Consider the following 15,347-nt stretch of genomic DNA (forward strand, 5'->3'; position numbering starts at 1 on the left):
CGTGCGCCTAGCCCAATGACTTCTGGATCAAGCGGCCCCAAGGCCCGGTTCCAGGGAGTGCAGGCCTTTCGCCGGGCTTGCAACAAAAGGGGATGGCGAGTGTTCGTCAACACGCGCCCGGGTCTTGCAAGAGGCCCGGGCGTTGTGATTCCGACCCTAAGCGTCTCTCCCGCGAAAGCGGGGGTCGTCGTCCGCCTTACTCTACATCGTTGTGTATACCGCGCGCGGCCCCCGCCTTCGCGGGGGCGACGGCTAATTTCACCCCTCGCTCTCGCTGATATCCTCCAGCATGGCGGTATCGAGCACCCTTACCCGCCCCTGCTCCAGCGAAATCACCCCCGATTCCTCCCAGCTTTTCAGCTGGCGGTTGATATGCTCGCGGCTCATCCCGGCAAAATTGCCCAGCTCGGTCTGGCTGAGTTCAACGCGGTGTGACGCCTCGACATCCTTGTGGATCAGGCGTTTCAGATAGCGCGCCAGCCGCGGCCCCGACGCATAGGCGCGGTCGCTTTCGATCGTCTGGTCGGCGGTGCGCAGCCGCCGCGCCAGCTGTTGCATCAGCGACCAGGCAAATTCGGGGTGGCTCGCGGCAAAATCCTTGAGCGCGTTGCGGCCCAGCTGCAAGGCGCTGCCCGCGCTCGTCGCGGTCACCGATGCGGTGCGTTCGCCGCCATCGAGCAGAGCGATCTCGCCCAGCACCGCGCCGGGTTCGGCATAGGCCAGCACGATCTCGCGCCCGCCGCCGGTCAGCATCGACACACGCGCCGTCCCTTGGGTCAGGATCAGCATCATGTCGCCCGGGTCGCCCTGGACCAGCAATTCCTTGCCCTTGACGAAATTGACCTGGACCGCGCGGCTGGTGATATCGGCCCAATCTTCGGCCGACAGGCCGGCAAAGATACTCTCGGGGCCTTGCAACTCGGCGAGTTTAGCGTGATCCATGCCCCTGATACCCCTTTATCCGAACGGTCAGACCAGCCGACTCTGCTTCACCGCCGCTTCGATAAAGCCCGCGAACAACGGGTGCGGGTCGAACGGCTTCGATTTGAGCTCAGGATGGAACTGGACCCCGATAAACCACGGATGGTCGGGCCGCTCAACGATTTCCGGCAACATGCCGTCGGGCGACATGCCCGAAAAGACCAGCCCGCCCTTTTCCAGCCGTTCGCGATAGGCGCCATTGACCTCGTAGCGATGGCGGTGGCGTTCGCTGATGTCATTGGCGCCATAGACGGCCGCGACATGGCTGTTCGGCGACAGCTTCGCGTCATAGGCGCCCAGCCGCATCGTGCCGCCCATGTCGGTGTTGGCACCACGCTTTTGCAGGCCTTCGGCGCTCATCCATTCGGTGATCAGGCCGACCACCGGCTCGCCGGTTTTGCCGAATTCGGTGCTCGACGCGTCGGCAATGCCGCTGGTGTTCCGCGCGCCTTCGATGCACGCCATTTGCATGCCCAGGCAGATTCCAAAAAAAGGGACGTTGCGCTCGCGCGCGAACTGGACGCTCGCGATCTTACCCTCGGACCCGCGCTCACCGAATCCGCCGGGGACAAGAATGCCGTGCATCGGTTCCAGATTGGCGGCCAGGTCACCGTCCTGTTCGAACATTTCGGCGTCGAGCCAGCGGATATTGACCTTGACCCGGTTCGCCATGCCGCCGTGGACGAGCGCTTCATTGAGCGACTTATAGGCATCGGGCAGCGACACATATTTGCCGACGACGCCGATCGTGACCTCGCCCTCTGGATGCTGCTTGCGGTCCATGATGTCGTACCAGCGCGACAAGTCGGGCGCGGGCGCGTCGTGGATGCCGAAATGCCGCAGCACCTCATTGTCCAGCCCCTCGCCATGATACTGCACCGGCACCGAATAGATGCTGTCGGCGTCGAGCGCCGGGATCACCGCCTCTTTGCGCACGTTGCAAAATTGCGCGATCTTCGCGCGCTCGCCATCGGGCAGCGGCCGTTCGCAGCGGCAGAGCAGGATTTCGGGCTGCACGCCCAGCGACGCGAGTTCACGAACACTATGCTGCGTCGGCTTGGTCTTCAGCTCACCCGCCGCGGCAATATACGGCACCAGCGTAACATGGACCGACAGCGTCTTGTCGCGCCCCTCTTCGTTGCGCAGCTGGCGGATCGCCTCGATGAACGGCAGCGATTCGATGTCGCCCACGGTGCCGCCGATTTCGCACAGCACGAAATCCAGGTCGTCGAGCTCGGCGCGCGCGAACGCCTTGATCGCATCGGTCACATGCGGGACGACCTGCACCGTCGCGCCCAGGTAATCGCCGCGGCGTTCCTTGGTGATGATCTGCTGATAGATGCGGCCCGAGGTGATATTGTCGCTCTGCCGCGCCGCGACGCCGGTGAAACGCTCGTAATGGCCAAGGTCGAGGTCGGTCTCGGCGCCGTCGTCGGTCACATAGACCTCGCCATGCTGGTACGGGGACATCGTCCCGGGATCGACGTTCAGATAGGGATCGAACTTGCGAATCCGGACGCGATAGCCGCGCGCTTGCAACAAAGCCGCGAGGCTAGCCGCCATCAAACCTTTGCCAAGCGAGGAGACCACGCCGCCGGTGATAAAAATGAACCGCGCCATGGGAGGAAAGACTTACTCAACGGGAGGGGGACGGCGCAAGCCGTCGAATCGCTTGCCGCGGAATTTATTTCCGCGGTGCGGGCTAAATCAAAAGCCGAAGCTGTCAGTTATTGCTTGGCGGGTGCCTGTGCGGGAGCCTGCGCCGGTGCCGGAGCGCTTTCCTGCGTCGCGGCCGCGGCCGCTGCGGCCAGCGGATCGTCGCTCACGGGAGCGGGAGCGGCCGTCGCGGGTGCAGAAGGTGCCGGCTGCGCCGGACCGGTCAGCGACGACGTCGGCGCCGCGCCGCTCGTCTGCGCCGATTTCGACAGCGAGGTGTCGATCGTCGAACCGCCGCGACCGACCGAGGCCATCGCCGCCAGGACGATCGACAGGCCGACGAACAGGCACGCGAGAATGGTCGTCGCGCGGGTCATGAAATCCGCCGCGCCGCGCGCCGACAACATCCCGCCGGGGCTGCCACCGACGCCCAAACCGCCACCTTCCGACTTCTGCATCAAAATGACGCCGATCATCGCCGCGGCAACGAGCGCCTGCAGGACGAGAATGAAGGTGAAAAGGCTGGACATCATATTTTCCTGAACTTGCACGCCCTCAAACGAACCGCGCTCGCGGCGCACATAGAGACGAAGCGGCTTGGCTTCAAGCATATCGTCGTCGCCCGACGATCCTCCCTGTGGCGCAGCGATGGGGAGGTGGCAGCNNGCGCGAAGCGCTGACGGAGGGGCCATGGCGCAACGCCGCAGCCCCTCCACCATCGCCTGCTGCGACGGTCCCCCTCCCCATGGCTTCGCCACAGGGAGGATCAGGCTATTCACCCCAGCGCCGCAGTCGCCGCCACAATCGGCACAAACTTCGCCGCGGTCAGGCTCGCCCCGCCGACCAGCGCACCATCGACATCGCCAGCCCCCAGCAGCTCGGCAGCATTGTCGCCATTTACCGAACCGCCATACAACAGCCGCATATCATCCGCCTTGCCGCCAAAGCGCGCCGTCAGCGCGCCGCGGATCGCACCGTGCATTGCCGCGACATCGGCTACCGTCGGCACCAGCCCGGTCCCGATCGCCCAGATCGGCTCATAGGCGATGGAAAGCCGCGTGGCGTCAAAATCATCGGGGACCGATTGGGCGACCTGCGCGAGCACATAATCGATCGCGCCGCCCGATTCGCGCACTTCGCGCGGCTCGCCGACGCACAGGATCACCGACAGTCCCGCCGCCAGCCCGGCCTCAGCCTTGGCGCGGATATCAGCGTCGCTTTCACCGCAGCCTTCGCGCCGCTCGCTATGCCCGACGATCACCAGCGTCGCCCCGGCGTCGGCCAGCATCAGTGCCGAAACCGATCCGGTAAAGGCGCCCGATGCGGCGCTGTGACAATCCTGCCCGCCGACGGCGGCGCCCGGTGCCGCGGCGACCATCCCACCGATCAGCGTGAACGGCGGGCATAACGCCACATCGACGCCGGGATGATCTTTGGCCGCCGCAAAAATCGCCTGCGCATCGGCAATCGCCGCCGATAGCCCGTTCATTTTCCAGTTGCCGACTACATATTTGCGCCGTGCCATTGCCGCGTCTCTCCCACCGTTCGAATGATCCAATGGCCCTAGCGGCGGGCGGGGCCGATAGGCAAGCGGTGTCGCGCCGCCACGAAAAGCCCGTTTCGCGCCTTGATGCCGTGCCGCCGCGCCTCTAAAGCATCGCCGAGCCGCGCATCCCCGCGCCCCGCCGAAAGACTGACCGCTTCATGATTACCGCAATTCGCCGCATGTTTTCCTCGACGCTCGGCAAGTTCCTCGCGCTCGGCTTTGTCGCCTTTATCGGCGTGGCTTTTGCGCTCAGCGACGTCACCGGCAATTCGACCTTTGGCGGCATCGGCGGCGCCAATGTCGCGAAAGTCGGCAGCGAAGAAATCGGCGTCGGCGAGCTGCGCGATCGCGTGCGTCTCGCCTATAATCAGGCGCGCCAGGACCAGCCGGGCATGACGATGGCGGCGTTTGTCGAATCGGGCGGCCTCGACCAGGTCCTCAATCAGATGATCGAAGGCATGGCTTTCGACCAGTTTGCGACCGAAATGGGCTTTGGCGTCAGCAAGCGGCTCATCGACGGCCGTATCGCCGACATCCCCGCCTTCGCCGGCGTGTCGGGCAGCTTCGACCAGACCGCGTTCGAAACCTTCCTGCGCCAGAACGGCATGACCGAAGCGCAGCTGCGCCGCGACCTGCGCCAGCAGCTGCTGATTGAACAGATCGCCGCCCCGATTGCCAGTATGCCGCGGCTCGCCCCCGGCATGGCGCAGCCCTATGCCGCGCTGCTGCTCGAACAGCGCCGCGGTCAGGCGACCTTCATTCCCGCCAGCGCCTTCGCGCCGACCGCCGACCCGGGCGACGCCGCGCTCAAAACCTACCTGATGCAGAACGCCGCCAAATTCACTGTGCCCGAACGCCGCGTGATCCAATATGCGCTGTTCGATGCCGCCAGCGTACCGGTTCCCGCAGTCACCGACGCCGAGATCGCCAAAGTCTACAAGGACAATGCCGCGCAATATGCCGCGAGCGAAACGCGCCGCTTTGCGCAGGTGATCGCGCCCGATCAGGCGACCGCCAACGCGCTCGCCGCCAAGGTGCGCAGCGGTACGTCGCTCGCCGCCGCGGCGCAGGCCGCGGGCCTTTCGGCCTCGACCACCGGCGACCTCACCCAATCGTCCTATGCCGCCACCAGCACCGCCGCCGCCGCCAAGACGGCGTTCGCCGCCAAACAGGGCGATTTGATCGGTCCGATCCAGACCGGCCTCGGCTGGAGCGTCGCGCGCGTCGAGGACGTCACCGCGCGTCCGGCGCGCAGCCTCGCCGACGCCAGCGCCGACATCCGCACCGAACTGGCCAAGAACAAGGCGAACGAGGCGATCGTCGATTATTACAATGCGATCCAGGACGCCGTGAACAGCGGCGCGTCGATCGACGAAATCGCCGCCGACCGCAAACTCACCCTCGCCACCACCCCGGCGCTGCTCCCCAGCGGCCGCGTTCCCGGCCAGCCCGCTTACACCCTGCCCCCCGAACTCGCCCCGCTGGTCAGTCAGGCGTTCCAGGGCGCTTCGGAAGGCGAAGGCCAGCTCGCCACGCTGGTCGAAAACCAGAAATTCGCCGTCTATGCGGTGAAATCGATCATCGCCGCCGCGCCGCCGCCCTTCGCGCAGATTCGCGCCGACCTGCTCACCGACTGGCGTTTCGCGCAGGGGCAAAAGGTCGCTCGTGACAAGGCGCGCGCGATCGTCAAGGCGGTCGAAGGCGGCCAGACGCTGGCCGCCGCGGTCACCGCCGCGGGGCCGAACATCGGCAGCGTCCAGACGATCGGCGGTCGCCGCGGTGAACTCGGCCAGAACGGCCAGCCGGTGCCGCCCGAACTCGCCCTGCTGTTCTCGATGGCCAAAAACAGCGTCAAGACGCTCGAAATCCCCGGCAATCGCGGCTGGATGGTGATCGCGCTCGCCGACGTCCAGCGCCCCGATCCCAAGTCGATCGAGCCCGCCCGCGTCGCCGCGATCGCGCAGCCGCTCGCGCCCGCCTTTGGCAACGAGCTGATCGAACAGCTCGCTGGCGAAGCCAAGCGCCGCGTCGGGGTAACGATCAACAAGGAACTGGTCGAGCAACTGCGCCAGGAACTCACCGGCACCGCGCCGGTCGCCGAATAACCGACCGGTGGCGCTGGAGGGAAAAGCCGCGGCGCTCGAAGCCCTGGCGGGTGGCCGCGGCGCGGTCGTCTGGCAGCGGCTGATCGCCGATATCGAAACCCCCGTGTCGGCGGCGCTCAAGCTGATCGAGCCGGGACGCGGCGACTGGGTACTTGAATCAGTCGAAAGTGGCGAAACGCGCGGGCGTTACAGCCTGCTCGGCCTCGATCCCGACCTGATGTTCGAAGTCACCGGCGACGCGGCGCGGATCAACCGCGACTGGCGCCATGACCGCGACGCCTTCGCACCGCTAGCTGCCCCCGCGCTGCAAGCGCTGCGCGATCTGGTCGCCGAATGCCGCTTCGACGTCCCCGACGGCTTGCCCAAGGCGCTCGCGACGCTCGTCGGCTTTTTCGCCTACGAAACCATCGGCCTCGTCGAGCGCATCCCACGCGCACCCGGCGCCGGGCTCGGCCTGCCCGACATGGTGTTCGTCCGCCCGACGACGATCCTCGTCTTCGACCGCCTCGCTGACGAACTGTTCCTCATCGCGCCGATCTGGCCCGACGCCGACGGCGCGCTCGACCGGATGATCGAGGCGGCACAGGACCGGCTCGACAGCGTCGCCGCGCGGCTGTCGACCGCCAGCGTGTCCGCTGATCGCGCCCTGACCGATGCGCTCCCCACCAACATCGCCGCCAACCCCGCCACCCCGCCCGCGCAATTCGCCGCGATGGTCGCCAAGGCGAAGGACTATATCGCCGCGGGCGACATTTTTCAGGTCGTGCTGTCGCAGCGTTTCTCAACTCCCTTCGACCTGCCCCCCTTCGACCTCTACCGCGCGCTCCGCCGCATCAATCCCTCGCCCTTCCTCTATTTCCTCGATCTGCCGGGCTTTGCGCTGATCGGCTCGTCGCCCGAGATATTGGTGCGCGTCCGCGATGGCGAGATCACGATCCGCCCGATCGCGGGAACTCGCCCGCGCGGCAAGACCAGCGCGGAGGACGTCGAGAACCGCGAAAGCCTGCTCGCCGATCCCAAGGAACGCGCCGAACATCTAATGCTGCTCGACCTCGGCCGCAACGATGTCGGCCGCGCCGCGGTCGGCGGCAGCGTCACCGTCACCGACAGCTATACGGTCGAATTCTACAGCCACGTCATGCACATCGTCTCGAACGTGATCGGCCGCATCGCCCCCGACAAGGACGCCATCGACGCGCTGTTCGCCGGCTTCCCCGCGGGGACCGTCAGCGGCGCCCCCAAGGTCCGCGCCTGCCAGATAATCGCCGAATTGGAAGCCGACGCGCGCGGGCCTTACGCGGGCGGCGTCGGCTATTTCGCGCCCGACGGCAACATGGACAGCTGCATCGTGCTGCGCACCGCGATCGTCAAGGACGGCGAGATGCATGTGCAGGCGGGCGCCGGCATCGTCGCCGACAGCGACCCCGCCTATGAACAGCGCGAGTGCGAGGCCAAGGCCGGCGCGCTCTTCGCCGCGGCGCGCGAAGCGGTGCGGTTGGCTGGAACGCCGGGATATGGGCAATAGCTTGACCTGATCGGGACGTACGCTAGCGTCCCGCGATGCACAAACTCCTCGCCCCGCTCGCCCTGCTGCTCGCCAGCGTTCCCGCCCACGCCCAAACCCCTGCGGGTGCCGTCGAGGGCGACGCGATCCTCAACGATTTCGCCTTCGCATCCGGCGAAAAGCTGCCCGAACTCAAAATGCACTACACCACGCTCGGCACCCCGCAGCGCGACAAAAACGGCCATGTCACCAACGCGGTGATGATCCTCCACGGCACCGGCGGCAGCGGCAAGCAATTCTTTCAGCCGCAATTTGCCAGCGAGCTGTTCGGCCCCGGCCAGCTGCTCGACACCGCGAAATATTACATCATCCTGCCCGACAATATCGGCCATGGCGCCTCATCGAAGCCCAGCGACGGGATGCGGATGAAATTCCCGAAATATGACTATGACGACATGGTCAGCGCCCAGCATCGGATGCTCACCGAAAAGCTCGGCGTGCACAAACTCAAGCTGATCCTCGGCACCTCGATGGGCTGCATGCACGCCTTTGTCTGGGGCACCACCCGCCCCGGCTTTGCCGAAAAGCTCGCCCCCTTCGCCTGCCTGCCGGTCGAGATCGCGGGCCAGAACCGCATGTGGCGCACCTTGACAATCGACGCGATCAAGGCCGATCCGCTGTGGCAGGGCGGCAATTACACCACCCCGCCCGCGGCAGGACTGCGCACCGCCGCATCGCTCAGCATGATCGCGGGCGCCAACCCCTATGCGCTCCAGGTCCAATATCCGACCCGCGAAGCAGCGGAGAAGTTCAAGGACGAAGCATTCGCGCGAATGTTCGGCCGCAACGATGCGAATGACACCATTTATCAGCTTGATAGCTCGCGCACTTACAACCCGTGGCCCGGTCTCGAAAAGATCAATGTCCCGACCCTATGGATCAACTCCGCCGACGACTTCATCAACCCGCCCGCCTACGGCATCACCGAAAAGGCCGGGGCGCGGATGAAAACGACGCGGTTCATCCTGATCCCCGCCAGTCCCGAAACCAAGGGCCACAGCACCCATACCTGGGCCAAATTCTGGAAAGACGATCTGGCAAAGCTGATGGCGGAGTAGCCACCCCTCGTTCGTCATCCCGGCGCAGGCCGGGATCTCTCCGGCGAAGTCGAACGCGACGGCGAGATCCCGGCCTGCGCCGGGATGACGAAGGTAAGTTTGCGCGCCGAAAAGCTTCTATCCCTTCCCCCGCCACCCCAAAATCGTTACGGCCCACCCCCATGATCCTCGTCATCGACAATTACGACAGCTTCACCTTCAACCTCGTTCATTACCTGATCGAGCTGGGCGCCGACGTCCGCGTCGAACGTAACGACGCGCTCACCGCTGCCGAAGCCCTCGCGACCGGTGCCGAAGCGATCCTCATCTCCCCCGGCCCCTGCACCCCCAATGAAGCCGGGATCAGCCTCGACCTCGTCGCCGCCTGCGCGGACGCCCAGCGGCCGCTGCTCGGCGTCTGCCTTGGCCATCAGGCGATCGGCCAGCATTTCGGAGGCACCGTCCAGCGCGGCCATCTGATGCACGGCAAGACCTCGCCGGTGTGCCACGATGGCAGCGGCCTCTACGCCGGCCTGCCCTCGCCGTTTCAGGCGACGCGCTATCACAGTCTCGAAGTCGTCGATATTCCGGACTGCCTGATCATCAACGCGACCAGCGACGACGGCGCCGTGATGGGCTTCCGCCACACCGAGCTGCCGATCCACGGGGTGCAATTCCACCCCGAAAGCATCGCGACCGAACATGGCCACGCGATGCTCGCCAATTTCATGGAGCTGGCCGGACTGCCCGTATTCGCGCGGCAAGCCGCATGAGCCGCTTCGGCCCGCTTCCCGATCCGGCGCATCTGCTGGATCATGACGAGGCCGCACAGGCCTTCGCCGACATCCTCGACGCGCGCACCAGCGAGGACGAGATCGCCGAATTCCTCACCGCCCTGTCCGATCGCGGCGAAACGATGGTCGAAATCGCCGCCGCGGCGCAGGCGCTGCGCGACCGGCTGATCCCCATCAATGCTCCCAAGGGCGCGATCGACGTGTGCGGCACCGGCGGCGACGGTCATCACACGCTCAACGTCTCGACCGCGGTCGCGATCGTAGTCGCGGCGTGCGAAGTCCCCGTCGCAAAGCACGGAAATCGCGCCGCTTCGTCGAAATCAGGCGCCGCCGACACCCTCGAAGTCCTCGGCCTCGACATGGAGCGCGCCGGGCGTCTCGCCGAAGCGACCCTCGCCGACCTCGGGATCTGCTTCCTGTTCGCCGCCAACCACCATCCGGCGATGAAGCGCATCCAGCCGATCCGCCAGAAGCTCGCCCGTCGCACGATCTTCAACCTGATGGGACCGCTCGCCAATCCGGCGCGCGTCACCCGCCAGCTCATCGGCATCGCGCGCCCCGGCTACGTCCCCGTTTATGCCGAGGCGCTGCACCGGCTCGGCACCGACCATTCGCGTGTCGTCTCGGGCGACGAAGGCATCGACGAACTCTCGCTCGCGGGCGGCAACGAAGTCGCGGTGGTCAATGCCGAAGGCGTATTCATGCAGCGCAGCCATGCTGCCGATGCCGGTCTGCCGTCCCACCCGATCGAGGCGATCCGCGGCGGTGACGCGGCGGACAATGCCAAGGCGCTGCGCGAAATGCTGCAAGGCGCACCCGGGGCATACCGCGACGCCGTGCTCTACAACGCCGCCGAAGCGCTCGTCATCGCGGGTGCGGTCGACACGCTGACCGATGGCGTCGAGGAAGCCGCCGAAGCGATCGACAAGGGGCTCGCCAACGCGCTGCTCAACTGCTGGATCGCGTATAAATGAACAAGCTGACCCAGATCCTCGCCACCAAGGCCGAAGAAGTGACCGCGCGCCGCGCGCTGCGCTCGCTCACCGACCTCGACGCCATCGACGCCGGCCCAGTGCGCGGCTTCCACGCGGCGTTGCAGGCCAAGATCGACGCGGGCGCCTTCGCCCTCATCGCAGAAATCAAGAAAGCCTCGCCCTCCAAGGGATTGATTCGGGACGATTTCAACTCCGCCGACCACGCCCGCGCCTATGCCGCGGGGGGCGCCGCCTGCCTCTCGGTACTGACCGACGCGCCTTATTTTCAGGGCCACGAAGATTATCTGGTCGCCGCGCGCGCCGCCTGCGCCCTGCCCGCGCTGCGCAAGGATTTCATGATCGACCCCTGGCAGGTCGCCGAAGCCCGCGCGATCGGCGCCGACGCCATCCTGATCATCGTTGCCGCGCTGGAGGACGGCACAATGCAGGACATCGAGGCCGCCGCGATTGAGCGCAGTATGGACGTCCTCGTCGAAGTCCATGACGAAGCCGAACTAGACCGCGCGCTGACCCGGCTGCATTCGCGCCTGATCGGCGTCAACAACCGCGACCTGCGCACCTTCGAAACCGACCTCGGCGTCACCGAACGCCTCGCCAAACTGGTTCCCGCGGGCACGCTGCTCGTCGGCGAAAGCGGCATTGCCACCCACGCCGACTGCCAGCGCCTTGCCGCCAGCGGCGTACGAACCTTCCTCGTCGGCGAAAGCCTGATGCGCCAGGATGACGTCACGGCGGCAACGAGGGCGTTGCTGGAGGGTTGAGTTTCGCTTTCCGGTAGATAGCGGACTGTCGGGGCACTGACGGCCTTTGGCAGTTTAGCTGCCCATTCATGATCGTTTTGATGGCCTGTCGCTCCGCTATCCTTGCTGAGCGAAGCGCCTAAGGTTGCTGCCCGGAACGTGGTGGATCGATTCCCTCTCGTTCGCGCGACCTTGGAAGCAACAGCAGGATCAGGCCAGCAACAGTCAGCAGGGCAAGCGTAAACACGCTCCCTTCCGGTCCTTCCCCGGCACCATTGAGCCAGGCCGGCCCGACAGGCACCAATTTCACGACCAGTGCGGGCAAACCGGTGTCCAAACCTGTAATTGGCACATCAAAGCCGGCGCCGGCAAACCAGTTCCAGCCGACGTGCCAGCCCATCACGCCCCAGATCGAATTCGAATACCGCACCCAGGCGCAGGCGAAAATCGCGAAGATGAAGGTCATGACCAACGCCGACACCGTTGCTCTGGGCGAAAGGTGAACAAAGGTGAAAGCGGCGGACGACAGTATGAAGGCGGCGGTCATGTTCCAACGCCGCATGACGGCCGAGAACAGCCAGCCGCGAAAAACGAACTCCTCTACGCTTGCTTGCACGACAAAGCCGGCGAGCAACAGGGCGATCCAGCCAAGCGCTGCAGGGGTGGCAAAGGCGGGGGCCAGATCAGCGACACGGTATCCGCCAGAATGGGCTATCGCCGTCACGATCGCGCCCATCATCCCTATCCCAACGGCCAGTCCGGTCAGGAACTTTTTGAGCCCCCCTTCGCCGCAAAGTCCGGCACTTGCGAGGCTTCTCTTTTCAACCCAGCGAACCCAGCCAGCGACCGCAAGCCCCAATGCGCTGAACGAAACTAGCATCAGGAAAAAGCCCAACGGCCCGCGCGGGGGGCCCATCGGCTCCGTAAAGCCGAGATATGCGAGCCCGAGATCGCCCGGCAACATACTGATGACAAGAATGAATATGCAGATAAAGGGCGCGGCGATACTCGGCGGTATCCAGCCCTTGGCCGGCTCGTCGGAAAAGATCATCTGTGTCATACTACCGCAGCTACCCGCTGGCAGCGGACGGCTATAGAACGATCGTGCGGAACAAGTCCGAACGAAGCCATTGCTTCGGCGTGAGGCCAACGGTCTTGCGAAATGTTCGGCCAAAATGGCTCTGATCGGCGAACCCGGCGCCATGCGCGGCATCGGCCAGCGTCGCGCCGTCGCGCAAGAGCTGTTTTGCAAGATCGACCCGTCGGTACTGCAGATAGCGATAGGGGCTGGTGCCGAGCACTGCCCGGAAGTCACGCGAAAGCTGCCACCGGTCAAAGCCAGTCACTTGCTCCAATTGATCGAGCCGTGCACCGAAAACGACGGCGGTTTCGAGAAATTCGCGCGCCCGCATCACAGCTGTTCGGTTGGCGATTCTCACCGTTTCCGCCCCGCCAGAAGCTTTGTTCATGGCATGGGCCAGATCGTAAAGCGCGTCTTCATAAGCACCGGGATCCGCGACGCCAGCGCAGTCGACGACCATGTTGAAGGCTGCCGCGATCAAGGCGGGATCCGTCGATACGCCATCAACGACAAACGGCAGCTCGGCGCCTCCAAGCACCGCCTGGAGATGCGTTGGCGGAACATAGGCTGCCCTATAGCTGAATCCCGCCTCATCGCTGCAATGTCCATCGTGCATTTCGTCAGGATGGAGGATTAGCACCTGCCCAGGGAGCGAATGTCGCATCGACCCGCGATAGTTGAACGCTTGCACCCCAGCCATCGTCAAAGCGACCGTGTAAGTATCGTGCCGATGCGGCGAAAACGCTGCCCCGACCAGCCGGTTTGCAACTCGCTCGATCAGTTCGAACGAGCCGTCCGAATGCCATCGGTCTGAAGAGTGCGCTGCAGAACTCATCGACAATATATCGGGCGTAAGCAGCAAGAAGGCAAATCTTGCGAATTCAAATAGGAACCTAAGATCGCTTGCGTGACTTTCGGGCCGAAACTGTCTTCCTCAGCAAAAATGGCCTCACGTGAACCTTGGAGGGTCAGTGGTCTTGGCCTCTTCGAGGTCTGCAAGCCACAACAAGTCTTCCGTCGGCATTTCACCTGAAAGGACGGCAGCTTTCACCGGCCTTGGCGTCGGCGACGAGCGACCGAAATCGCTTGTTTCCAGCCGTTACAACGCCTCTTCCAACTCCACACCCCCATCGCCCCTTGCCTTTCCCACCCGAGCTTGCTTCGCTCCTGCGATGACGCTCAAACCGACTCATCTCGACGACACCGGCGCCGCGCATATGGTCGATGTCGGCGCCAAGCCCGCAACCCAGCGCCGCGCCGTCGCCAGCGGCCGCATCACCATGTCCGCGGACGCGTTGGCAGCCATCCGCAGCGGCAACGCGCCCAAGGGCGACGTCCTTTCGACCGCGCGGATCGCCGGGATCATGGCCGCCAAGCGCACCGCTGACCTCATCCCGCTCTGCCATCCGCTCGCCCTCACCAAGGTCGGCGTCGATTTTGCGTGGGAAGACAATGGTATCGCGGTCACCGCGACCGCCGCGACCAATGGCCCGACCGGGGTCGAGATGGAGGCGCTCACCGCCGCCTCGGTCGCCCTCCTCACGCTTTACGACATGGCCAAGGCGCTCGACCGCGCGATGGTGATTGGCGACATCTGCCTGCGCGAAAAAAGCGGTGGCCGCTCGGGCGACTGGCGCGCCGAATGAGCGGCTTGCTGCCGGTCGAGGAGGCGCAGGCGCGGCTGCTGGCGCTGCGCGGCCCGCTGCTGCCCGAGAAAATATCTTTTTCCGAAGGCTTTGGCCGCTACACTTCGAATGACATCCTGGCCCGCCGCGACCAGCCCGCCGCGCCCTTATCGGCGATGGACGGCTATGCGATCCGCTTCGCCGACCTCCCCGGCCCGTGGGCCGTCATCGGTGAAAGCGCCGCAGGGGCCGCGCCGGGTCGCACTGTGAACGCAGGCGAAGCGATGCGCATCTTCACCGGCGCGATCGTCCCCGAAGGCGCCGACACCGTCATCGTCCAGGAGGATGTCGCCGCCGACGGCAGCACACTGACCCTGACCGGCGACGGCCCCGCCACACGCGGCAGCCATGTCCGCCCCCGCGCCAGCGATTTTGCCGTTGGCGATTGCCTGCTGCCCGCGAGCACCCGCCTCACCCCCGGCGCGATCGCCGCCGCGGCGATGAGCGGCGCGGAGCAACTCATGGTCGGTAGCCGCCCGCGCGTCGCGATCCTCACCACTGGCGACGAACTTGTGCAGGCGGGGCGCACTCTGACTGCAGGCCAGATCCCCGACAGCAACAGCCCAATGCTCTCCGCAATGCTCGCCGGCGAGCCCGCCGTTGTCAGCCTACCCCACCATGTCCGCGACGACCGCGCGATACTGGCCAAAGTTCTGAAGGATTTGGCGCGACGTCACGACGTCATCGTCACCGTCGGCGGCGCCTCCGTCGGCGACCACGACCATGTCCGCGGCGCGCTGCAGGACGCGGGCGGCCAGATCGATTTCTGGAAGATCGCGATGCGCCCGGGCAAGCCGCTGATCGCCGGAACGATCGGCGACGCCGTCCTGCTCGGCCTGCCCGGCAACCCGTCGTCGGCGTTCGTCACCGCGACATTGTTCCTGCTTCCACTTGTCCGCCACCTTGCGGGATCGCGCGATCCCTTGCCTGCCATCCATCAAGCTCGGCTTGCCAAGGCCTTGGACGGCGGCGGCGGTCGCCGCGATTATCTGCGCGCGCGCCTCGAAAGCGGCCGCTTGACCCCGCTCACCGGGCAGGACAGCGGCATGACGCTCCCGCTTGCCACCGCGAACGCGCTGCTGATCCGCGACATCGCCGCGCCGCCGCGCGATGCGGGCGCAATGGCGGACTATATCGTCATCGCTTGACAAGTCCCGCTCTGT

14 protein-coding genes are annotated in these 15,347 nt (G+C 65.5%); 8 read left to right on the forward strand and 6 right to left on the reverse strand.

All coding sequences use genetic code 11. The features are described 5' to 3' along the window. Positions 1 to 258: 258 nt before the first annotated feature. The 4 genes from B4F07_RS15615 to tpiA form a co-directional block, all read right to left on the reverse strand. Positions 259 to 942, reverse strand: a complete 684-nt coding sequence (locus B4F07_RS15615; protein ID WP_293700818.1) for a Crp/Fnr family transcriptional regulator — start codon at positions 940 to 942, stop codon at positions 259 to 261. 27 nt (positions 943 to 969) lie between these two features. Then, on the reverse strand, positions 970 to 2,601 hold the full coding sequence (locus B4F07_RS15620; RefSeq protein WP_293700819.1) for a CTP synthase: 1,632 nt from the start codon (positions 2,599 to 2,601) through the stop codon (positions 970 to 972). A 107-nt stretch (positions 2,602 to 2,708) separates the two neighbouring features. Next, positions 2,709 to 3,170 (reverse strand): preprotein translocase subunit SecG, encoded by a 462-nt coding sequence (gene secG, locus B4F07_RS15625; RefSeq protein ID WP_293700820.1) that lies wholly within the window; start codon positions 3,168 to 3,170, stop codon positions 2,709 to 2,711. Positions 3,171 to 3,412: 242 nt separating this feature from the next. Further along, entirely contained in the window at positions 3,413 to 4,162 is a 750-nt protein-coding gene (tpiA, locus tag B4F07_RS15630; RefSeq protein ID WP_293700821.1) for a triose-phosphate isomerase, read from the reverse strand. Between the two features lie 179 nt (positions 4,163 to 4,341). On the opposite strand from tpiA, the gene B4F07_RS15635 reads away from it, so the two are divergent. The 6 genes from B4F07_RS15635 to trpC all read left to right on the forward strand — a co-directional run bounded on the left by B4F07_RS15635 (position 4,342) and on the right by trpC (position 11,439). Then, positions 4,342 to 6,288, forward strand: a complete 1,947-nt coding sequence (locus B4F07_RS15635) for a peptidylprolyl isomerase (RefSeq protein WP_293700822.1) — start codon at positions 4,342 to 4,344, stop codon at positions 6,286 to 6,288. A 7-nt stretch (positions 6,289 to 6,295) separates the two neighbouring features. Then, positions 6,296 to 7,813 (forward strand): anthranilate synthase component I, encoded by a 1,518-nt coding sequence (gene trpE / locus B4F07_RS15640; protein ID WP_293700823.1) that lies wholly within the window; start codon positions 6,296 to 6,298, stop codon positions 7,811 to 7,813. A gap of 35 nt (positions 7,814 to 7,848) precedes the next feature. Continuing rightward, the gene (locus B4F07_RS15645; protein WP_293700824.1) at positions 7,849 to 8,910 is read left to right on the forward strand and encodes an alpha/beta fold hydrolase; all 1,062 of its coding nucleotides are present in this window, start codon (positions 7,849 to 7,851) and stop codon (positions 8,908 to 8,910) included. A gap of 161 nt (positions 8,911 to 9,071) precedes the next feature. Further along, positions 9,072 to 9,662 carry an anthranilate synthase component II gene (locus B4F07_RS15650; RefSeq protein ID WP_293700825.1) on the forward strand — a complete coding sequence of 197 codons (591 nt, stop codon included), beginning with the start codon at positions 9,072 to 9,074 and terminating at the stop codon, positions 9,660 to 9,662. Continuing rightward, positions 9,659 to 10,657 carry an anthranilate phosphoribosyltransferase gene (gene trpD, locus B4F07_RS15655; protein ID WP_293700826.1) on the forward strand — a complete coding sequence of 333 codons (999 nt, stop codon included), beginning with the start codon at positions 9,659 to 9,661 and terminating at the stop codon, positions 10,655 to 10,657. Before B4F07_RS15650 ends, trpD begins: the two co-directional genes overlap by 4 nt. Next, positions 10,654 to 11,439, forward strand: a complete 786-nt coding sequence (gene trpC, locus B4F07_RS15660; protein WP_293700827.1) for an indole-3-glycerol phosphate synthase TrpC — start codon at positions 10,654 to 10,656, stop codon at positions 11,437 to 11,439. Before trpD ends, trpC begins: the two co-directional genes overlap by 4 nt. Positions 11,440 to 11,557: 118 nt before the next feature. Here trpC and B4F07_RS15665 read toward each other — a convergent pair whose 3' ends face one another. After that, positions 11,558 to 12,478 (reverse strand): CPBP family intramembrane glutamic endopeptidase, encoded by a 921-nt coding sequence (locus B4F07_RS15665; protein ID WP_293700828.1) that lies wholly within the window; start codon positions 12,476 to 12,478, stop codon positions 11,558 to 11,560. 31 nt (positions 12,479 to 12,509) lie between these two features. Then, entirely contained in the window at positions 12,510 to 13,361 is an 852-nt protein-coding gene (locus B4F07_RS15670; protein ID WP_293704886.1) for an AraC family transcriptional regulator, read from the reverse strand. Positions 13,362 to 13,671: 310 nt separating this feature from the next. On the opposite strand from B4F07_RS15670, the gene moaC reads away from it, so the two are divergent. Beyond that, positions 13,672 to 14,145 (forward strand): cyclic pyranopterin monophosphate synthase MoaC, encoded by a 474-nt coding sequence (gene moaC / locus B4F07_RS15675; RefSeq protein ID WP_293700830.1) that lies wholly within the window; start codon positions 13,672 to 13,674, stop codon positions 14,143 to 14,145. After that, a complete protein-coding gene (gene glp, locus B4F07_RS15680) occupies positions 14,142 to 15,332 on the forward strand; it encodes a gephyrin-like molybdotransferase Glp (RefSeq protein WP_293700831.1) in 1,191 nt (396 codons plus the stop codon). Before moaC ends, glp begins: the two co-directional genes overlap by 4 nt. The last annotated feature ends 15 nt before the right edge of the window (positions 15,333 to 15,347 follow it).

It is taken from the genome of Sphingopyxis sp. UBA6723 (genome assembly GCF_002454115.1).
Lineage (GTDB): Bacteria > Pseudomonadota > Alphaproteobacteria > Sphingomonadales > Sphingomonadaceae > Sphingopyxis.

Bases quoted from the DNA above. Each gene is read 5' to 3' on its own strand.
- B4F07_RS15615 (WP_293700818.1), bottom strand. From the start codon at position 942: ATGGATCACGCTAAACTCGCCGAGTTGCAAGGCCCCGAGAGTATCTTT.
- B4F07_RS15620 (WP_293700819.1), bottom strand. From the start codon at position 2,601: ATGGCGCGGTTCATTTTTATCACCGGCGGCGTGGTCTCCTCGCTTGGC.
- secG (WP_293700820.1), bottom strand. From the start codon at position 3,170: ATGATGTCCAGCCTTTTCACCTTCATTCTCGTCCTGCAGGCGCTCGTT.
- tpiA (WP_293700821.1), bottom strand. From the start codon at position 4,162: ATGGCACGGCGCAAATATGTAGTCGGCAACTGGAAAATGAACGGGCTA.
- B4F07_RS15635 (WP_293700822.1), top strand. From the start codon at position 4,342: ATGATTACCGCAATTCGCCGCATGTTTTCCTCGACGCTCGGCAAGTTC.
- B4F07_RS15645 (WP_293700824.1), top strand. From the start codon at position 7,849: ATGCACAAACTCCTCGCCCCGCTCGCCCTGCTGCTCGCCAGCGTTCCC.
- B4F07_RS15650 (WP_293700825.1), top strand. From the start codon at position 9,072: ATGATCCTCGTCATCGACAATTACGACAGCTTCACCTTCAACCTCGTT.
- trpD (WP_293700826.1), top strand. From the start codon at position 9,659: ATGAGCCGCTTCGGCCCGCTTCCCGATCCGGCGCATCTGCTGGATCAT.
- trpC (WP_293700827.1), top strand. From the start codon at position 10,654: ATGAACAAGCTGACCCAGATCCTCGCCACCAAGGCCGAAGAAGTGACC.
- B4F07_RS15665 (WP_293700828.1), bottom strand. From the start codon at position 12,478: ATGACACAGATGATCTTTTCCGACGAGCCGGCCAAGGGCTGGATACCG.
- moaC (WP_293700830.1), top strand. From the start codon at position 13,672: ATGACGCTCAAACCGACTCATCTCGACGACACCGGCGCCGCGCATATG.
- glp (WP_293700831.1), top strand. From the start codon at position 14,142: ATGAGCGGCTTGCTGCCGGTCGAGGAGGCGCAGGCGCGGCTGCTGGCG.